Raw genomic sequence first — 15,359 nt, 5'->3', positions numbered from 1 at the left:
GTGTCGGCGCCCTCGCGCCCGTGTCCAATTGCTCGCCCCGTGCCGACGATGCACGCCGACTCGCCGACCCTACAACGGGGGGTTAACCGCCGTCGAGGCCTCGATCTCCAAATGCGGGAAACCACAGGAAACGAGCACGTGGGGCGATTGTCTGCATCACGATTCTGCACGTGTCGACGTCGCCCGCACCATCAACGGCCCGGCCCACACGATCAGAGCGAGCATGGCCACCACCGCGCCGAGCAGCACCGGCACGAGCGGGAGGATGAGCAGCGCGACTCCGATGAGCAGAGGCACCGCAGTCATGCCCGCGAACGAGAGCAGGAAGATGCCGGCGGTGATCTCACTGCGATTGCCTTCGCCGGCCAGTGCGCCAGCAGTGGCGAGCGCGCCCCGGAAGACCAGGCCCACGCCCGCTCCGGCCACGATTCCGCCGCCCACGAAAAGCACGACCGAGCCCGCCAGATCGGCCACCCCGAGGGCGAGAAGTCCCACGATGATCGACGTCACACCCAACACGAGCTGCGAACGGGTCGTCATCGTCGAGAACACCACCTGTGACAGCGCCGCGGCACCGAACACCGAGAACGCCACGAGCCCGGCGACGAAGCGGTCGCTCTGATGAAGGATCTGCACGAGGAAGGTCGGGGCGACCGAGCCGAACAGCCCCGTGATGGCGAAGGCGACGAAACCGCCGATGCCCGCCGCCCAGTAGGCGCCGCGGCTCTCCCGCGGCACGCGCACCCGCTGCGGGCGGTAGGGCGCGTGCTCGCGAGCGGTGTCGACCGTCTCCGGCACGAAGGCGTAGGCGAAGCCGATCGCCACGAGTGCGGCCAGGAACGCCAGGTAGGGAGCTACCAGGGGCATCGGAACCCATTCGGCGAAGACACCGCCGATCAGCGGGCCGAGGGCGAGGCCGCCCATGTTCGCCACACCCGCGATAGTGGCGGCGAAGCCGATACCCGCATCGGGGCGGGCGAGGCGGCGCAGGTCGGCCAGGTGTGCGGTGGCGGTCGCGGTGAGCATCCCGATGCCGAGTCCGGCGACGAAGCGCGCGACCACCAGCCCGACCGGAGCCGACCACACGAGGAACATCACGGCCGCCAGCACCTCGATGACGACGGCGGCGAGGAAGACGCGACGGCGACCCACTCGATCGCTCAGGTGTCCGGCGAGATACAGCGCCAGCATCACACCGATCGAGTAGGCGGCGAAGATGACGGTCACGACCACGGTCGGGAAACCGTCGCGCTGCTGGTAGAGCGAATACAGCGGGGTGGGAACGGTGTTGAACGCCATCATCACGAAGAAGGCGACCGCTGTCACCCAGAACCCCGCACTGTGCGGAAGGCGGAGGCTGCGGAGCACGGGAGTCGTCAGTGGAACGGCGGCGGTGGAAGTCATGCTTCGATGATGCGCCGACGCATACATCGAGTCAAACGAATAGTTTTGATGACAATAATCGTTTTGTTCTATGATCGATGGCATGGAGACCCGCCTGCTCGACTACTTCGTGACCGTCGCCGACGAACAGAGCGTGACCCGGGCATCCGAACGCCTGTTCGTGGCTCAGTCGACGGTGTCGGCGGGGTTGCGCAGTCTGGAGCGCGAGCTGGGCGTGCGGCTGTTCGAGCGCACCACCAAGACGGTGCAGCTGCTGCCGCCCGGGGAGGCGCTGCTGCCGCTCGCGCGGGCGCTGCTCGACGACCTCGAGGGATTGCGTCAGGTCGCGACCGAGACGGCATCAGGGCTTCGCGGCCGGGTGCGTATCGGCACCTTCGCAGCGCTGCAGGTGCTCGATCTGCCGGTGATCCTCGCGGGGTTCCGGCGGGAGCATCCGCTCGTCGACATCCAGCTGGTGGCATCGCCGACCGGGTCGACGGGGCTGCTCGACGACCTCGCGCACGGGCGCCTCGACCTGGCCTTCACCGCTGTGCCCACACCGCCCGACCTCGACTCGTGGCCGCTCGTGAGCGTGGAGTTCGTGGCCCTGCTGCCCGAGGGGCACCGGCTCGCGGGCAACCCGTCGGTGTCGCTGGCCGAGCTGGCCGCCGACGAATGGGTCGACGTGCTGCCGGGCTTCGGTAACCGGGTGCAGCTCGACCAGGCACTCGCCGAGCGAGGCATCGTGCGGCACATCGCCGCCGAGCTGGCCGATCTGCCGAACGTGGCGCCCTGCGTCGCCGCCGGTTTCGGGGTGGCAGTGGTGCCCGACATGATCGACACGACCGGATGCGTGCGAGTGCCCCTGTCGGAGCCGATGGCCCCTTGGGTTCTGTCGCTCGCCGTGCGGCGCGGGGCCGAGCGTCGGCCGCAGATCCGTGCGCTGGTCGAGAACGTGCGTGCGTCGGCCGCGACCCCCACCGAGGGGCGCCGCTGGTTCGGCTGATTCACCCGGGCGCCCGCGCCGGCGGGAAGCTCCTCGGGTCAGCTGCCGTAGTGGTAGCGGCAGCCGGCGACGAGCACCTGATCGCTCTCGACTCGGTAGACCAGCCGATGTTCATCCGAGATGCGTCGCGACCAGAAACCGTGGAAGCCGTGCTTCAGTGCCTCGGGTTTGCCGATTCCCTCATTGCCATTGCGGGCGATGTCGCGAAGAAGTGTGTTGATGCGCTTCACGATGCGGCGATCCTGAGCCTGCCACCACTCGTAGTCTGCCCAGGCCTCTTCGTCCCAGACGAACTTCATTCGTCCAGATCGCGCTCGCGACCGTGCCCGGATTCCAGACGGCCGATCGCGCCGAGCAACCGCCGGGCGTTTTCGGGACTCCGCAACAGGTATGCCGTCTCCTTCAGCGACTCGTACTCGGCGAGCGACACCATCACGACGGGTTCGTGGCCGGCGCGCGTGATGACGACCTCTTCGCTGTCGTCGACGACCGACGACAACGTCTCGGCGTAGTGCGCTCGGGACTCCGAATACGACATGATTTTCACGTCACACCTCCTGTACGTGAAATTGTACGGGCGGGGTGTTCGTGAAGCAAGCGATCGGGCGGAGGGCTAGGGATTCGAACCCTAGAAGGCTTTAACACCTCACCAGTTTTCAAGACTGGCTCCATCGGCCGCTCGGACAGCCCTCCCGGAAGCGCCGGCACAGCCTGCGCAACCAGCCACGAGCATACCGCCCGACGCGCCACCGCCGCCGAACCACTGCCGCCGAAACGACGGAGTTTCGGGGCGAATAGCGGAAACGACGGAGGCACAATCCGCATCGGGCGCCGAACTCCGTCGGCACGTGCGCGCGGTCAGAGCGTGGCGAGCACCCCGGCCACCCCGTCGTCGTAGACGGATGCCGTGACCTCCGTCGCCACGTCGATCACGTCGCGCGGGGCCTGGCCCATCGCCACGGCCCGGCCCGATTCGCCGGCCCAGCGGAACATGTCGATGTCGTTGCGCCCATCGCCGATAGCCATCACGCGGTCGCGCGGGATGCCGAGCCGCTCACGAACCCGCTCGAGGCCGGTCGCCTTGTTCACGCCGTCGGGCGCGATGTCGAGCCATGCCGTCCAGCCGATCGAGTAGCTCACCCGGTGCAGGCCCATCCGCTCCACCACGGCGAGGAAGTCCTCCATGTCGTGATCGGGCGAGATCACCACCACACGGGTCGCCTCGGTGGAGATCAACTCCTCGAAGCTCACCTGCTCGCTGCCCGCACCGAGAACGGTCTCGGGGAACGCCTCCGTGTAGCGGAAGAAGCCGTCCTCGTCTTCCACCGCGAACACCGCCTCGCTGAGATGCGAACGGATCTTCGTGAGCACCGGCCCCGGATCGAAGATCTCCACGTGCTCGCGCCGATAGCCGAGCGGCGCCGAAGCGTCACGCTCGAGGGTGATGGCGCCGTTCGCGCACACCACGAACTCGGGAGCGATGCCGAGAAGCTGCAGCACCGGCAGCGTCGTGGCGACCGAGCGGCCTGTGGCGAGCATCACCTCGTTGCCTTCGGCGACCACGCGCCGCACCTCCGCGCCCACGATGTCGCTCAGGGTGCCGTCTTCGTGCAGCACGGTGCCGTCGATGTCGAGCGCCACGAGCCAGCGGTCAGCGGATGTGTCGGCCGCGACATCCGCTGCACCCGGCAGGGCAGCCGACCCGTCGGCCGCAGCATCCGCGCCGACCGGCCGCATCGGGGATGCGCCGCGTGCCTCGCTCACTTGGCCTCGATCAGCTCGAGTCCGCCGAGGTAGGGCCGCAGCACCTCCGGCACCACGACCGATCCGTCGGCCTGCTGGTGCGTCTCGAGCAGCGCCACGATCCAGCGGGTGGTGGCGAGGGTGCCGTTGAGGGTCGCGACCGGGGCGGTCTTGCCCGACTCGGTGCGGTAGCGCGTGTCGAGTCGGCGCGCCTGGTAGGTGGTGCAGTTCGACGTCGAGGTGAGTTCGCGGTAGGTCTCCTGCGACGGCACCCAGGCCTCGGTGTCGAACTTGCGGGCGGCGCTCGAGCCGAGGTCGCCGGCGGCCACGTCGATGACGCGGTAGGCGAGACCGAGGTCGGTGAGCATCCCCTCCTGGTAGCCCAGCAGTGCCTCGTGCTCGGCCTCGGCGTTCTCGGGCAGCACGTAGCTGAACATCTCGAGCTTGTTGAACTGGTGCACGCGCAGGATGCCGCGGGTGTCTTTTCCGTGCGAGCCGGCTTCGCGTCGGTAGCAGGTCGACCAGCCCGCGTAGCGGAGGCCCGCGCCGTCGGCCGGGAACTCGAGGATCTCACCCATGTGGAATCCGGCGAGCGCCACCTCGCTGGTTCCGGTGAGGAACAGTTCGTCGGCCGGCAGGTAGTAGACCTCGTCGGCGTGCTCGCCGAGGAAGCCCGTGCCGTCCATCGTCTCGGGCCGCACCAGGGTGGGCGTGATGAGGGGGGTGAACCCGGCGGCGAGCGAGCGGTCGAGCGCGAGGTTCATCAGTGCGAGCTCGAGGCGGGCGCCGATGCCGGTGAGGAAGTAGAAGCGAGCGCCCGAGACCTTCGCCCCGCGGGCGAGGTCGAAGACCCCGAGGGTTTCACCGAGTTCGACGTGGTCGCGCGGCGGGAAGTCGAAGACTGGTTTGGTGCCCACTTCGCGCAGCGTCACGAAGTTCTCTTCGCCGCCTTCGGGCACGCCGTCGATGACGATGTTCTGAATCTGCCGGGCCGTCTCGACGAACGCGTTCTCGGCATCCGTCGCCCGCTGGTTGGCGAGCTTCACCGATGCGGCGAGGGACTGCGCCTGCTCGACGAGCGCCTTCTTCTCCTCTTTCGGAGCCACTGCGACCTTCTTGCCGAAGGCGTTCTGCTCGGCGCGCAGGTTCTCGAACTCGAGGATGGCGGCTCGACGCTCGGTGTCGGCCGCAATGGCCTCGTCGACGAGCAGCACCGAGGAGCCTCGCGCTCGCTGCGATTTCCTGACGGCATCGGGCATTTCACGCAAGAGCACTGGATCGATCACGATTCTCATCCTACTTTGCGCTCCCGCCCCGGCCCGCGGCCCGGTTTTGCGCCTCGAAACCGGTACGGTGAGCACGTGGCAGCACGTGAAGGCGAAGCCGAACGCAACGGGCCTCCCCCGCCGACCCATGGTGACGGCGAGGCCGCGAAGCGAAGCGAGTCCGAACGCAACAGGCCTCTATCGACGACCCAGGGTGACGGCGAGGCCGCGAAGCGACCTCACCGGAACATGTCGCGCGGCGCCGGGCAGGGACCGGCGACGCCCGAGGAGGCCGCGCGAAGCACGGCCCCCGAGGCAGCCAGAACAGCCGCCGTAGTGGTCAACCCCATCAAGGTAGACGCCTCCCGCCTCCGCCCCGTCGTGGCCGCAGCGGAGAAGGCGGCCGGCTGGGCCGAGACCCTCTGGTTCGAGACCACGAAAGACGACCCGGGCGACGTCGTGACGCGGGCGGCCGTGGCGGCGGGCGCATCCGTGGTCATGGCGGCTGGTGGCGACGGAACCGTACGTTCGGTGGCCGAGGCCCTGCGCGACACCGATGTCTCGCTCGGACTGCTGCCGGTGGGCACCGGCAACCTGCTCGCCCGCAACCTCGACCTCAATCTCACGAATGTGGAGCAGGCCGTGACGGCCGTCTTCACCGGACAGGACCGGCGCATCGACCTCGGCGTGATCAGTGTCACCCGCGAAGACGATTCGGTGGAGGAGAAGGTCTTCTTGGTGATGGCCGGCCTCGGCATCGACGCGAAGATGATCGCCAAGACCAACAAGAAGCTGAAGAAGGCTGTCGGATGGCTGGCGTACGTCGACGGCATCGGCCGCGCCATCCCGGAGTTGAAGCCGGTGAAGCTGCGTTTCCGTCTCGACGGCTCGTCGTGGCGCTCCACGAGTGTTCACACGGTGATCGTGGGCAATTGCGGCATGCTGCCGGGCGGGCTCCTGCTCATTCCCGATGCCAAACCCGACGACGGCGTGCTCGACATCGTCGCCCTGCGTCCGGAGGGCCCCTTGGGCTGGCTGCGGGTGTGGAACAAGATCGCTTTCGAGAACGGCGTGCTGCGCAAGTCGGCGGCGGGGCGGAAGATCATCGATCTGAACAACGACGTGCGTTCGGTCTCCTACTCCACCGGCCGCGACTTCGAGTTGACTCTCGACGGGGTGGAGGAGATCCAGCTCGACGGCGACGAGTGGGGCGTGGCGCGGGCGGTGCACACCTGGGTCGACGCGGGCGCGCTGCTCGTGCGGGTGCCCGCCGACACGAAGGCCGTCACCACCGCCTGACTCACGCCGCGCACGGGTGAGCCGCATGGGAGGGTCACGCGGGAGCGACGAGGCGGCTGGAGAGGGCCTTGATCCGTTGGGCGATGAGGCCGAACGCGCGTTCGAACGCCTCGGGAGTACCGAGCGGTGCGGGGTCGGGGATCGACCAGTGCAGGTCGTCGCGGCCGCCCATCCGTTCGTGGGCATTGTCACAGACGGTGATGACGAGGTCGGTCTCCGCCAGCACGTCGGAGAGCAGGCGAGGGGACTTCGCGGGGTCGATCGCGATGCCGTGCCGTTCGGCCACGTCCACCGCGCCGGCGTTGATCGCCGCCGCCGGCTGCATCCCGGCCGATGCGACCGGGATCTCGCTCTCGGCCCGCCACATGGCCTCGGCCAGTTGCGACCGCGCCGAGTTCGCCGTGCACACGAACACCACGCGATCGGGCACGGCGAGGGCGCGGGGCGTGAGGGCGTCGAACGCTTCGGGTTGCAGTCGCACGTAGCTGCGGCGACGGTCGAACTCCGACCGGGAACGACTCAGCACGCCGGCCTTTTCAAGAACCCGGATGTGGTGGGCGACGAGGTTGGATTTCACCCCGAGGGTGAGCTGGATGTCGGTGGACGAGAGATCTCCGAGGGTGAGCAGATCGACGATGCCGAGTCGGGTCGGGTCGGACAGCGCGGCGAAGATCGAGGCACGGCGTTTCAGATCGGCCATCTTCATCCCGACTCGTTAGGTCAATGACTATTGACTCAATCATGGTAGGCAGGACTGCGCCGGGGTGAATCTCTCGCCCGGCTATCAGGAAGGATGCTCATGGGTATCGGAACCGGAATCGCCTTGTTCGTCATCGGCGCCATCTTGGCGTTCGCGGTGAACGTCGACCTCGGCGGCGTCGTCAACCTCAGCATGATCGGCTACATCCTCATGGGCGCGGGATTCGTGGTGTTCCTCATCAGCCTGATCTTCCTGCTGCGTCGCCGCCAGTCGGTGTCGACGACTCGAGCCGCGGTCGATCCGGTGAGCGGAGAGCAGGTCACCCGCCGCACCCGCGACAGCAACGACCCGCTCGTCTGAGCGAGCCAGTGATGCCGGAACTGCGATCGGACAGTTCTCCCCGCACGGGAGAGCTCTTGGACGGCCGATACCTCCTCGACGCCCGCATCGGCGCCGGGGGGATGGCGGTCGTCTACCGTGCGCGAGACGAGATCCTCGGGCGCACGGTCGCGGTCAAGCTGTTCCGGGACTCCGCCGCAGACCCGGCCGATGCGGGGCGCAAGACGTCGGAGACGACGTTGCTGGCCGCACTGAACCACCATTCGCTGGTGACCTTGTTCGACGCCCGAGTCGACTCGGATGACGCGACGTACCTGGTGATGGAGTACGTCGACGGCCCCACTCTGCGGGAACGGATCGCCGAAGGGCCGATCGCGCCACGCGACGTCGCAGCGATGACCCACGACCTCGCCGAAGCCCTGCACGTCGTGCACCAGGCCGGCATCGTGCACCGCGACATCAAGCCCTCGAACGTGCTCTTGCGCCCGTCCGACGTGCCCGGCGTGCCGGGCCGGGAGTTCCGCGCGAAGCTGGCCGACTTCGGCATCGCCTATCTGGTCGACTCGACCCGGCTCACGACCCCCGGAACCCTCATCGGCACCGCCGCCTACCTCAGCCCGGAGCAGGTGCGGGGCGCCGAACCTGCGCCGGCATCCGACATCTACGCGTTCGGTCTCGTGCTGATCGAGGCCCTCACGGGCGAGCGCGCCTTTCCGCAGACCGGCACCCACGAAGCGGCGCTCGCTCGCCTGACCCGCGATCCGGTCATCCCCGGCACCATCGGCTACCCGTGGCGCTCGCTGCTGACGGCGATGACCAGCCGCGACCCCGACCAGCGTCCCACCGCTCTCGACGTCGTGCTCGCGGCTCCCGGACTCGACCGGGTCGAGGCGATCCCGGATGCGACGGGTCGGCTCCCCGACACCGCGGTCATCACTGCAGCCGACACCGAGACCACTGCCGATACCTCTGCCGAGACTGCCGACACCGAGGCCACTGCCGATACCTCTGTCGACACCACCGCCGAGACCGAGGCGATCACGGCGGCCGACGCCGGCCTGGGCTCCCCAGCCGACACCGGCCCGACGAAGGTGATGCCCCACCCGACCGATGCAGCAGGTGCGCCCGAGTCGGAGAGCCCGGCCGCGCCGGTCGCCCGCCCATCCCGCCGACGCCGGTGGCCGATCATCGTCGCGGTCATCGCCGTGATCGTGGTCGCTGTGATCGTGGGTGTGCTGATCTGGGCCCTCGGCCAATCCGGCGCGGGGGCGGCGCCGGCTCTCCCGCCCCTGGACTCCCCGCTGGATTCCCACATGCGACAGCTCCTCGAGTCGGTGACACCATGAGGCGGCCTCTTCGACGCCTGCTCGCCCCGGCTCTGCTCGCCGCTGTGCTGGTGCTGACCGGATGCTCCGGCGCCACGAACGGGCTCACCGCGGAGGTCGGCAAGCAGTTGCAGTCGACGGTGGTCACCGCTGCCGACCAGGCGGCGGCCGGCGACACGGCAGGAGCGCTGACGACGCTGGACACCCTCCAGACCCAATTGCAGCAGGCCACCGACTCGGGCGACATCTCGGCTGAGCGGGCCGCCACGGTGCAAGCCTCGATCGACCTCGTGCGCGCCGACCTGCAACCCGCTGCGCCCGTCGAGTACCCCGCGACGCCCGTCACGCAGGACCCTGCGACGACGGAACCCGAACCCGAACCCACCGAGCCCGAACCCGAGAAGGAGAAGAAAGAAACCCCTCCGGGCAAGGACAAGGACGAAGACAAAGACAAAGGGATCGGGAACGAGAAGAACAAATAGCGTCCGCCCCCCAGGGGGCGGCGAAAGCGGCCATCAGGCCGGTACCCCTCACAAAGGAGAACAACGTGAACATCCTGCTCATCGTCATCGCCGTCATCGCGGTCATCCTGCTGTTCACCGGCGGATTCGTGTCGTCGCTGAACTTCTTGCTCTGGGTGGGGTTGATCCTCCTCGTGCTCGCGATCATCGTGTTCATCGTGCGGGCAGTCACCGGCAACCGACGCGTCTGACCATCCGGCCGGCGCCGACTCGTTCGGCGCCGGCCGCCTCCTTCGTCGACAGCAGAGCCTCGACGGATGCTCAGCGCGGGCGGCGCGGACGGATCGGCTTGCGCGCCGGTTTGGCCTTCGACTTGGGCTGCGCCTTCGCCGCCGCGGCACGCGCTTCCGCGGCGCGGGCCTTCGCCTTGTCGGTGGCCTTCGGCTTACGACCCGACGCCGCGATGGCAGCACGCTCCGCGTCGTCGGCCGCGCGCGAGCTGTTGGCCGTGCGGCCGCGCACCACGCCGATGAACTCGTCCACCTGCGGCGAGCGCCGCTCCTCGATCCAGACCAGCGCGATCTCGGTCTCGGGCAGCCCGGTCACCGGCCTGGCCTCGACGTCTTTACGGCCGTAGAGACGCGCCACCGACTTCGGCAACACGAGAACGCCCACGCCCGCCGCGACCAGCTCGACCGCGTCGGGGCCTCCCGTGGGGCCGATGGCGACCTCGAGCATCCGTTCTTCGGCCAGTTCGGCGACGTCGATCTCGTCAACCGCCGTCACCACATGGTCTTTGGGCACCACGACCACCGGAACCTCGGAGTAGAGGGTGATGGCGCCGATGCCGTCGCGGTCGACGGGCAGACGCAGCAACGCGACATCCGCTTCGTCGTCTCGCAATACGGCGAGCGGATCTGTTCCGGTCACCAGTGACTCGATCGGCACGGCCTCGATCGGCACACGGTCGCCCGGGCGCAGGGTTTCCTGCCGTTCCTGCCAGACCCGGAACCATTTCGTGGGCGTGACGCCGGGCACGAAGGCGACGCGGAAAGTCATCCGATCCCCTTCTGCTTCGCCGATGCCCTCGCCGCAGCGGGAGACTGCTCCATCCCGCCCAGGATACGCTGTGCTGATGAGCCCCGAGAAGACACCGCAGACCATGAAGCCGGCGACGGCCGCGAAGAAGCTCGGAATTCTGCTGACCGCCGCGCCCGCCGACTTCCAGGAAGGGTCGGTCACGCGAGCCGAGCTCAACGAACTTCTCGAGTCGCCGCCGGAGTGGCTGGTGCAGCTGCGACTGAACGGTCCGCATCCGCGCGAGGTGATGGCCCGCAAGCTGGGCGTGTCGATCTCAGGACTCGCCCGGGCCGAGGTGACGGATGCGCTCACCACAGCCGAGATCACCGCCCTGCTGCAGAGCCCGCCGGAGTGGCTGGTGACCGAGCGGCGCATCCAGGCCGATGTGCGTGCGGAGAATCGTCGCGTGAAAGACGTCAAGCTCGGAAAAGCGGCTGCTGCCGCCGAACCGCACGCGGAATAGCAGCGATCCGGGCGCCCATTCCGGCGACTCGGAGCCGATGCCCAGCCTGATCGCTCTGGCGAGTCCTCCCGGCGCGGCGTAGTGTCCGAACATGAGCGTCTCTGCGGTGAGAATTCCCCCTTCCCGGGAAGTGCGACCGGCGCTTGCGGACTGGATCAAGCGGCAACGCTGGTTCGCATCCTCGTCGAAGCACCCCGTTCTGTCTCGCGTCGGCATGTGGTCGCTGGTCGACCACCGTCACCAGGTCGGCCTCGAAACGCACCTGATCCTCGATGAATCGGCGGCCACGCCGGTGCTCTACCAGGTGCCTCTCTCCTTCCGCTCCTCCACTCTGCTCGGCGGCGACCGGGCCTTGATCGAACGGGCGAGCATCGACGGCAAGCCGGTGTTCGTCTACGACGGTCCGCACGATCCCGCCTACACGCGGGCCCTCCTCGGGCTCATGCTCGACGACGAGGCCGAACGCAGCGATGCCTACCAGGATGCCTCGGCCGAAGGCCATCACGCGCTGACGAGTTCCGACATCCGCGTCACCGACTCGCACGTGCTGCGCGGCGAGCAGTCGAACACCTCGATCATCTACGACCTGGTGCATCCGAACGGCAAGCCGGCACAGCCGGTGATCTGCAAGGTGTTCCGGGCGCTCAGCAACGGAGCCAACCCGGATGTGGTGGTGCAGTCGGCGCTCTCCGACGCCGGATCGCGGCTCATCCCGCGCGCCGTCGGCAACGTCACCGGAACCTGGCGCGACCCTCGCGAGCCGAGCGGCCGGGCGAGCGGGCACCTGGCCTTCGCCCAGGAGTTCATCCCCGAGGTCGAGGACGCCTGGCGGGTGGCGCTCCGATCCGCCGATGCCGGCGAGACATTCGTGGCGCCCGCGCGAGCGCTCGGCGAGGCGACCGCGCAGGTGCACTCCGAACTGGCTCGACTGTTTCCGGTGCGGTCGACGACCGACGGCGAGAAGGCCACCATCATGGCGAGCATGCGCGAGCGTGCTGCCCAGGCCGTGGCCGAGGTGCCGGCGCTCGCCGCGGAGAGCGGCGCCGTGGAGCAGGTGTTCCGGCTCGCCGAAGAGGCGCAATGGCCCGACTGCCAGCGCATCCACGGCGATTACCATCTCGGTCAGGTGCTCGCGGTTCCGGGGCGCGGCTGGTTGCTGCTCGACTTCGAGGGCGAACCGATGCGGCCACTGCTCGAACGGAGCGAACCGGATGTGACGCTCCGCGACGTGGCCGGCATGCTGCGCTCTTTCGACTACGTGGCGGGCACCTACGCGCAGTCGCCGCACGCGGCGGCGGTGAGCGAGTGGGCGCACGTCTCCCGCGATGCCTTCCTCGACGGCTACATCGCTCGCTCGGGCAACGACTTGCGCGGGCAGCGCGCTCTGCTCGACGCCTTCGAGCTCGACAAGGCGCTCTACGAGGTCAGTTACGAGGCGCGCAACCGCCCCGACTGGGTGTCCATCCCGGCGAACGCGATCCGTTACCTGGCGAACCGCGACCGCTCCCGCATCGACGCCTGACCAGGCCTCGGGTGTGGGGCGCAGGGGCCTCCGACGGCGGGTCTCAGGCCTCGGGCTCGCCCGAGACGAGGGCTCGGAGCCAGTCGCGCGCCTCGATGAAGACGTCGTTGTCGTAGCGCGGCACGTATTCCACGGGGGAGCGGTCGGCCCGCGGATACGAGCCGAGGAAGATGATCTTCGGGCTGAACCGGCGCACGCCGAGCAGCGCATCCGCCACCCGCTCGTCGGTGATGTGCCCGTCGGCGTCGATGACGAAGCGGTAGCGGCCGAGGGCGTCGCCGATGGGCCGTGACTGCAGCAGCGAGAGGTTCACGCCGCGGGTCGAGAACTGCTCGAGCAGCTCCAGCAGTGCACCCGAACGGTCGTCGGGCAGCTCGGCGATGATGCTCGTCTTGTCGGCCCCGGTCGCGGGCGGCACCGCTGCACCCCGCGACACCAGAACGAAGCGCGTGACCGCGTTCGCGTTGTCGGAGATGTTCTCGGCCAGCACCTCGAGTGCGTGGTGCTGCACGATCTGCGGGGGCGCCACCGCGGCATCCGCCAGGTCGTTCTCGAACAACGACAGCGCGGCGGCCACGTTCGAGGTCGACGGGATGTGCCCGTGCGCCGGCACATGCGAGTCGAGCCACTTGCGGGTCTGCGCGTAGGCCACCGGATGCGCGTTCACGACCCGAACCTCGTCGAGCGTCGTGCCCGGCCGGGCCACCAGCACGAACTGCACTCTCACCAGGTATTCGCCGACGATCCGGAGCCCCGGGATGTTCGCGAGCGCATCCTGGGTCGCTGATACGCCACCCTCGATCGAGTTCTCGATGGCGATCATCGCCGCCACACTGCGCCCCGACACGACGTCGTCGAGCGCCTCGCCCACGTTGTTGACGGAGTGCCACTCCTTGCCCTGGGCCTCGGGCACCTGGGCGAGCGCCGCCTCGGTGAACGTTCCCGATGGGCCGAGGTAGCTGTAGGTCTCCGACATGCTCCGAGCCTACCGAGGCCGATGAGCCCGGACTTCTCCAAGCGAGAGGCAAACCGCGCGCGCATGGGCCCGCGGTCGCGCACTCGTTTGGAGAAGTCCGAGCGAATGGCATGCGCGCGCCCGATCCCGTTCACCCGCACGCGGCCCCGCGGTGCCAGACTTGGGGCATGCATGAGCGTGCGGGCACAGTTGCCCTCCCTGAAGACCTGATCGACGTCGATGCCCTGGTGCGGGCCTATTACGACCTGCACCCGGATGTGACCGACCCCGAACAGAAGGTGATCTTCGGCACGTCGGGCCACCGCGGCTCGTCGTTCAACACCGCGTTCAACGAGGATCACATCGCCGCCATCACGCAGGCGATCGTCGAATACCGCGCCGGGCAGGGCATCACCGGGCCGCTGTTCATCGGCCGCGACACGCACGGCCTGTCGAAGCCGGCCGAAGACACCGCTCTCGAAGTGCTGAACGCCAACGGCGTGACGGTCTGGACCGACTCCCGCGACAGCTGGACGCCGACGCCCGCCGTCTCGCACGCCATCCTGCGCTACAACCGTGAAGGTCACGACGACCAGGCCGACGGCATCGTCGTGACGCCGAGCCACAACCCGCCGGCCGACGGCGGCTTCAAGTACAACCCGCCGCACGGTGGCCCGGCCGACTCGGATGCGACGGGCTGGATCGCGAACCGCGCCAACGAGCTGATCGCCGGCGGGCTCGCCGAGGTGAAGCGCGTGGCCCGGGGCGCCGGCGCGGCATCCGGAACCTACGATTTCCGCGAGCACTACGTGGCCGACCTCGAGACCGTGATCGATCTCGACGCCATCGCCAAGTCGAAGATCCACATCGGCGCCGACCCGCTGGGCGGGGCCTCGGTGGAGTACTGGGACCTCATCCGCGACCGCTACGGCCTCAACCTCGACGTGGTGAACGAGACCGTCGACCCCCAGTGGGCGTTCATGACGCTGGACTGGGACGGCAAGATCCGCATGGACTGCTCCAGCCCCTACGCCATGGCCTCATTGGTCGCCCGCCGCCACGACTTCGACATTTCGACGGGCAATGACGCGGATGCCGACCGACACGGGGTGGTCACCCCCGACGCCGGCATCATGAACCCGAACCATTACCTCGCCGTGGCCATCCAGTACCTGTACTCGCGCCGCGAGGGCTGGTCTCCGGATGCCGCGATCGGTAAGACCCTGGTGTCGAGCTCGATGATCGATCGCGTCGCCTCGTCGCTCGGCCGCACCCTCTGGGAGGTTCCGGTGGGCTTCAAGTGGTTCGTGCCGGGCCTCATCGACGGGTCGGTCGCGTTCGGCGGCGAGGAGTCGGCCGGGGCATCTTTCCTCCGCTTCGACGGCACGGTCTGGACCACCGACAAAGACGGCATCCTGCTGGCCCTGTTGGCGGCCGAGATCCTCGCGGTGACGGGCAAGACGCCGTCGCAGCACTACGCGGAGCTCACCGAGGAGTACGGCGATCCGGTTTACCAGCGTGTCGACGCTCCGGCCTCGAAGGCGCAGAAGGCCGAGCTCGCGAAGCTCGACGGCGACGCGATCACGGCCACCGAGCTGGCGGGCGATCCGATCATCGCGAAGCTGTCGCACGCACCCGGCAACGGTGCTGCGGTGGGCGGCGTGAAGGTCGTGACCGATCGCGCCTGGTTCGCGGCCCGGCCGTCCGGCACCGAGGACGTCTACAAGATCTACGCCGAGAGCTTCGTCGACGAAGAGCACCTGCGCCGCGTGCAGGCCGAGGCGAAGTCGATCGTCGACGCGGCCCTCGGGGCCTGAG

17 protein-coding genes and 1 tRNA gene are annotated in these 15,359 nt (G+C 68.6%); 9 read left to right on the top strand and 9 right to left on the bottom strand.

The window, feature by feature from the left end:
• Positions 1 to 156: 156 nt before the first annotated feature.
• Positions 157 to 1,404 carry an MFS transporter gene (locus N1027_RS05580; protein WP_259506007.1) on the bottom strand — a complete coding sequence of 416 codons (1,248 nt, stop codon included), beginning with the start codon at positions 1,402 to 1,404 and terminating at the stop codon, positions 157 to 159.
• A gap of 82 nt (positions 1,405 to 1,486) precedes the next feature.
• Here N1027_RS05580 and N1027_RS05575 point away from each other — a divergent pair, with 82 nt between their 5' ends.
• Complete coding sequence (locus tag N1027_RS05575) at positions 1,487 to 2,389, top strand: LysR family transcriptional regulator (RefSeq protein WP_259506006.1); 903 nt, start codon at positions 1,487 to 1,489, stop codon at positions 2,387 to 2,389.
• 38 nt (positions 2,390 to 2,427) lie between these two features.
• Here N1027_RS05575 and N1027_RS05570 read toward each other — a convergent pair whose 3' ends face one another.
• From N1027_RS05570 to serS, 5 genes are all read right to left on the bottom strand, one after another.
• Complete coding sequence (locus tag N1027_RS05570) at positions 2,428 to 2,688, bottom strand: Txe/YoeB family addiction module toxin (RefSeq protein WP_259506005.1); 261 nt, start codon at positions 2,686 to 2,688, stop codon at positions 2,428 to 2,430.
• Positions 2,685 to 2,927 carry a type II toxin-antitoxin system Phd/YefM family antitoxin gene (locus N1027_RS05565; protein ID WP_284438896.1) on the bottom strand — a complete coding sequence of 81 codons (243 nt, stop codon included), beginning with the start codon at positions 2,925 to 2,927 and terminating at the stop codon, positions 2,685 to 2,687. Before N1027_RS05565 ends, N1027_RS05570 begins: the two co-directional genes overlap by 4 nt.
• A gap of 68 nt (positions 2,928 to 2,995) precedes the next feature.
• A tRNA-Ser gene (locus tag N1027_RS05560) sits at positions 2,996 to 3,082 on the bottom strand.
• Between the two features lie 165 nt (positions 3,083 to 3,247).
• Entirely contained in the window at positions 3,248 to 4,153 is a 906-nt protein-coding gene (locus N1027_RS05555; RefSeq protein ID WP_259506003.1) for an HAD family hydrolase, read from the bottom strand.
• Positions 4,150 to 5,418: a serine--tRNA ligase gene (gene serS / locus N1027_RS05550; protein WP_259506002.1), complete on the bottom strand. Its 1,269-nt coding sequence runs from the start codon at positions 5,416 to 5,418 to the stop codon at positions 4,150 to 4,152. The genes N1027_RS05555 and serS overlap by 4 nt, the downstream gene beginning before the upstream one ends.
• 75 nt (positions 5,419 to 5,493) lie before the next feature.
• On the opposite strand from serS, the gene N1027_RS05545 reads away from it, so the two are divergent.
• On the top strand, positions 5,494 to 6,696 hold the full coding sequence (locus tag N1027_RS05545) for a diacylglycerol/lipid kinase family protein (protein WP_259506001.1): 1,203 nt from the start codon (positions 5,494 to 5,496) through the stop codon (positions 6,694 to 6,696).
• A 34-nt stretch (positions 6,697 to 6,730) separates the two neighbouring features.
• Here the strand turns inward: N1027_RS05545 and N1027_RS05540 are convergent, their stop codons facing one another.
• On the bottom strand, positions 6,731 to 7,402 hold the full coding sequence (locus N1027_RS05540; protein ID WP_259505999.1) for an arsenate reductase/protein-tyrosine-phosphatase family protein: 672 nt from the start codon (positions 7,400 to 7,402) through the stop codon (positions 6,731 to 6,733).
• A 93-nt stretch (positions 7,403 to 7,495) separates the two neighbouring features.
• On the opposite strand from N1027_RS05540, the gene N1027_RS05535 reads away from it, so the two are divergent.
• The 4 genes from N1027_RS05535 (at position 7,496) to N1027_RS05520 (ending at position 9,772) form a co-directional block, all read left to right on the top strand.
• Positions 7,496 to 7,756 carry a DUF6458 family protein gene (locus N1027_RS05535; RefSeq protein ID WP_259505996.1) on the top strand — a complete coding sequence of 87 codons (261 nt, stop codon included), beginning with the start codon at positions 7,496 to 7,498 and terminating at the stop codon, positions 7,754 to 7,756.
• A gap of 56 nt (positions 7,757 to 7,812) precedes the next feature.
• The gene (locus tag N1027_RS05530) at positions 7,813 to 9,081 is read left to right on the top strand and encodes a serine/threonine-protein kinase (protein ID WP_259505994.1); all 1,269 of its coding nucleotides are present in this window, start codon (positions 7,813 to 7,815) and stop codon (positions 9,079 to 9,081) included.
• On the top strand, positions 9,078 to 9,542 hold the full coding sequence (locus tag N1027_RS05525) for an FIMAH domain-containing protein (RefSeq protein ID WP_259505992.1): 465 nt from the start codon (positions 9,078 to 9,080) through the stop codon (positions 9,540 to 9,542). Before N1027_RS05530 ends, N1027_RS05525 begins: the two co-directional genes overlap by 4 nt.
• A 65-nt stretch (positions 9,543 to 9,607) precedes the next feature.
• Complete coding sequence (locus tag N1027_RS05520; RefSeq protein WP_259505991.1) at positions 9,608 to 9,772, top strand: hypothetical protein; 165 nt, start codon at positions 9,608 to 9,610, stop codon at positions 9,770 to 9,772.
• A 70-nt stretch (positions 9,773 to 9,842) separates the two neighbouring features.
• On the opposite strand, the gene N1027_RS05515 is transcribed toward N1027_RS05520, so the two are convergent.
• Positions 9,843 to 10,580: a LysR substrate-binding domain-containing protein gene (locus N1027_RS05515; protein ID WP_259505990.1), complete on the bottom strand. Its 738-nt coding sequence runs from the start codon at positions 10,578 to 10,580 to the stop codon at positions 9,843 to 9,845.
• A 76-nt stretch (positions 10,581 to 10,656) separates the two neighbouring features.
• Here N1027_RS05515 and N1027_RS05510 point away from each other — a divergent pair, with 76 nt between their 5' ends.
• Entirely contained in the window at positions 10,657 to 11,064 is a 408-nt protein-coding gene (locus tag N1027_RS05510) for a DUF5997 family protein (protein ID WP_259505989.1), read from the top strand.
• A 91-nt stretch (positions 11,065 to 11,155) separates the two neighbouring features.
• Positions 11,156 to 12,586 (top strand): maltokinase N-terminal cap-like domain-containing protein, encoded by a 1,431-nt coding sequence (locus N1027_RS05505; protein WP_259505988.1) that lies wholly within the window; start codon positions 11,156 to 11,158, stop codon positions 12,584 to 12,586.
• Positions 12,587 to 12,629: 43 nt separating this feature from the next.
• On the opposite strand, the gene pheA is transcribed toward N1027_RS05505, so the two are convergent.
• Entirely contained in the window at positions 12,630 to 13,562 is a 933-nt protein-coding gene (gene pheA / locus N1027_RS05500; protein WP_259505984.1) for a prephenate dehydratase, read from the bottom strand.
• Between the two features lie 167 nt (positions 13,563 to 13,729).
• On the opposite strand from pheA, the gene pgm reads away from it, so the two are divergent.
• On the top strand, positions 13,730 to 15,358 hold the full coding sequence (pgm, locus tag N1027_RS05495) for a phosphoglucomutase (alpha-D-glucose-1,6-bisphosphate-dependent) (protein WP_259505983.1): 1,629 nt from the start codon (positions 13,730 to 13,732) through the stop codon (positions 15,356 to 15,358).
• Position 15,359: the final 1 nt, after the last annotated feature.

Source organism: Herbiconiux aconitum, assembly GCF_024979235.1.
Lineage (GTDB): Bacteria > Actinomycetota > Actinomycetes > Actinomycetales > Microbacteriaceae > Herbiconiux > Herbiconiux aconitum.
This window is presented reverse-complemented; position numbering and strand designations above follow the sequence as displayed.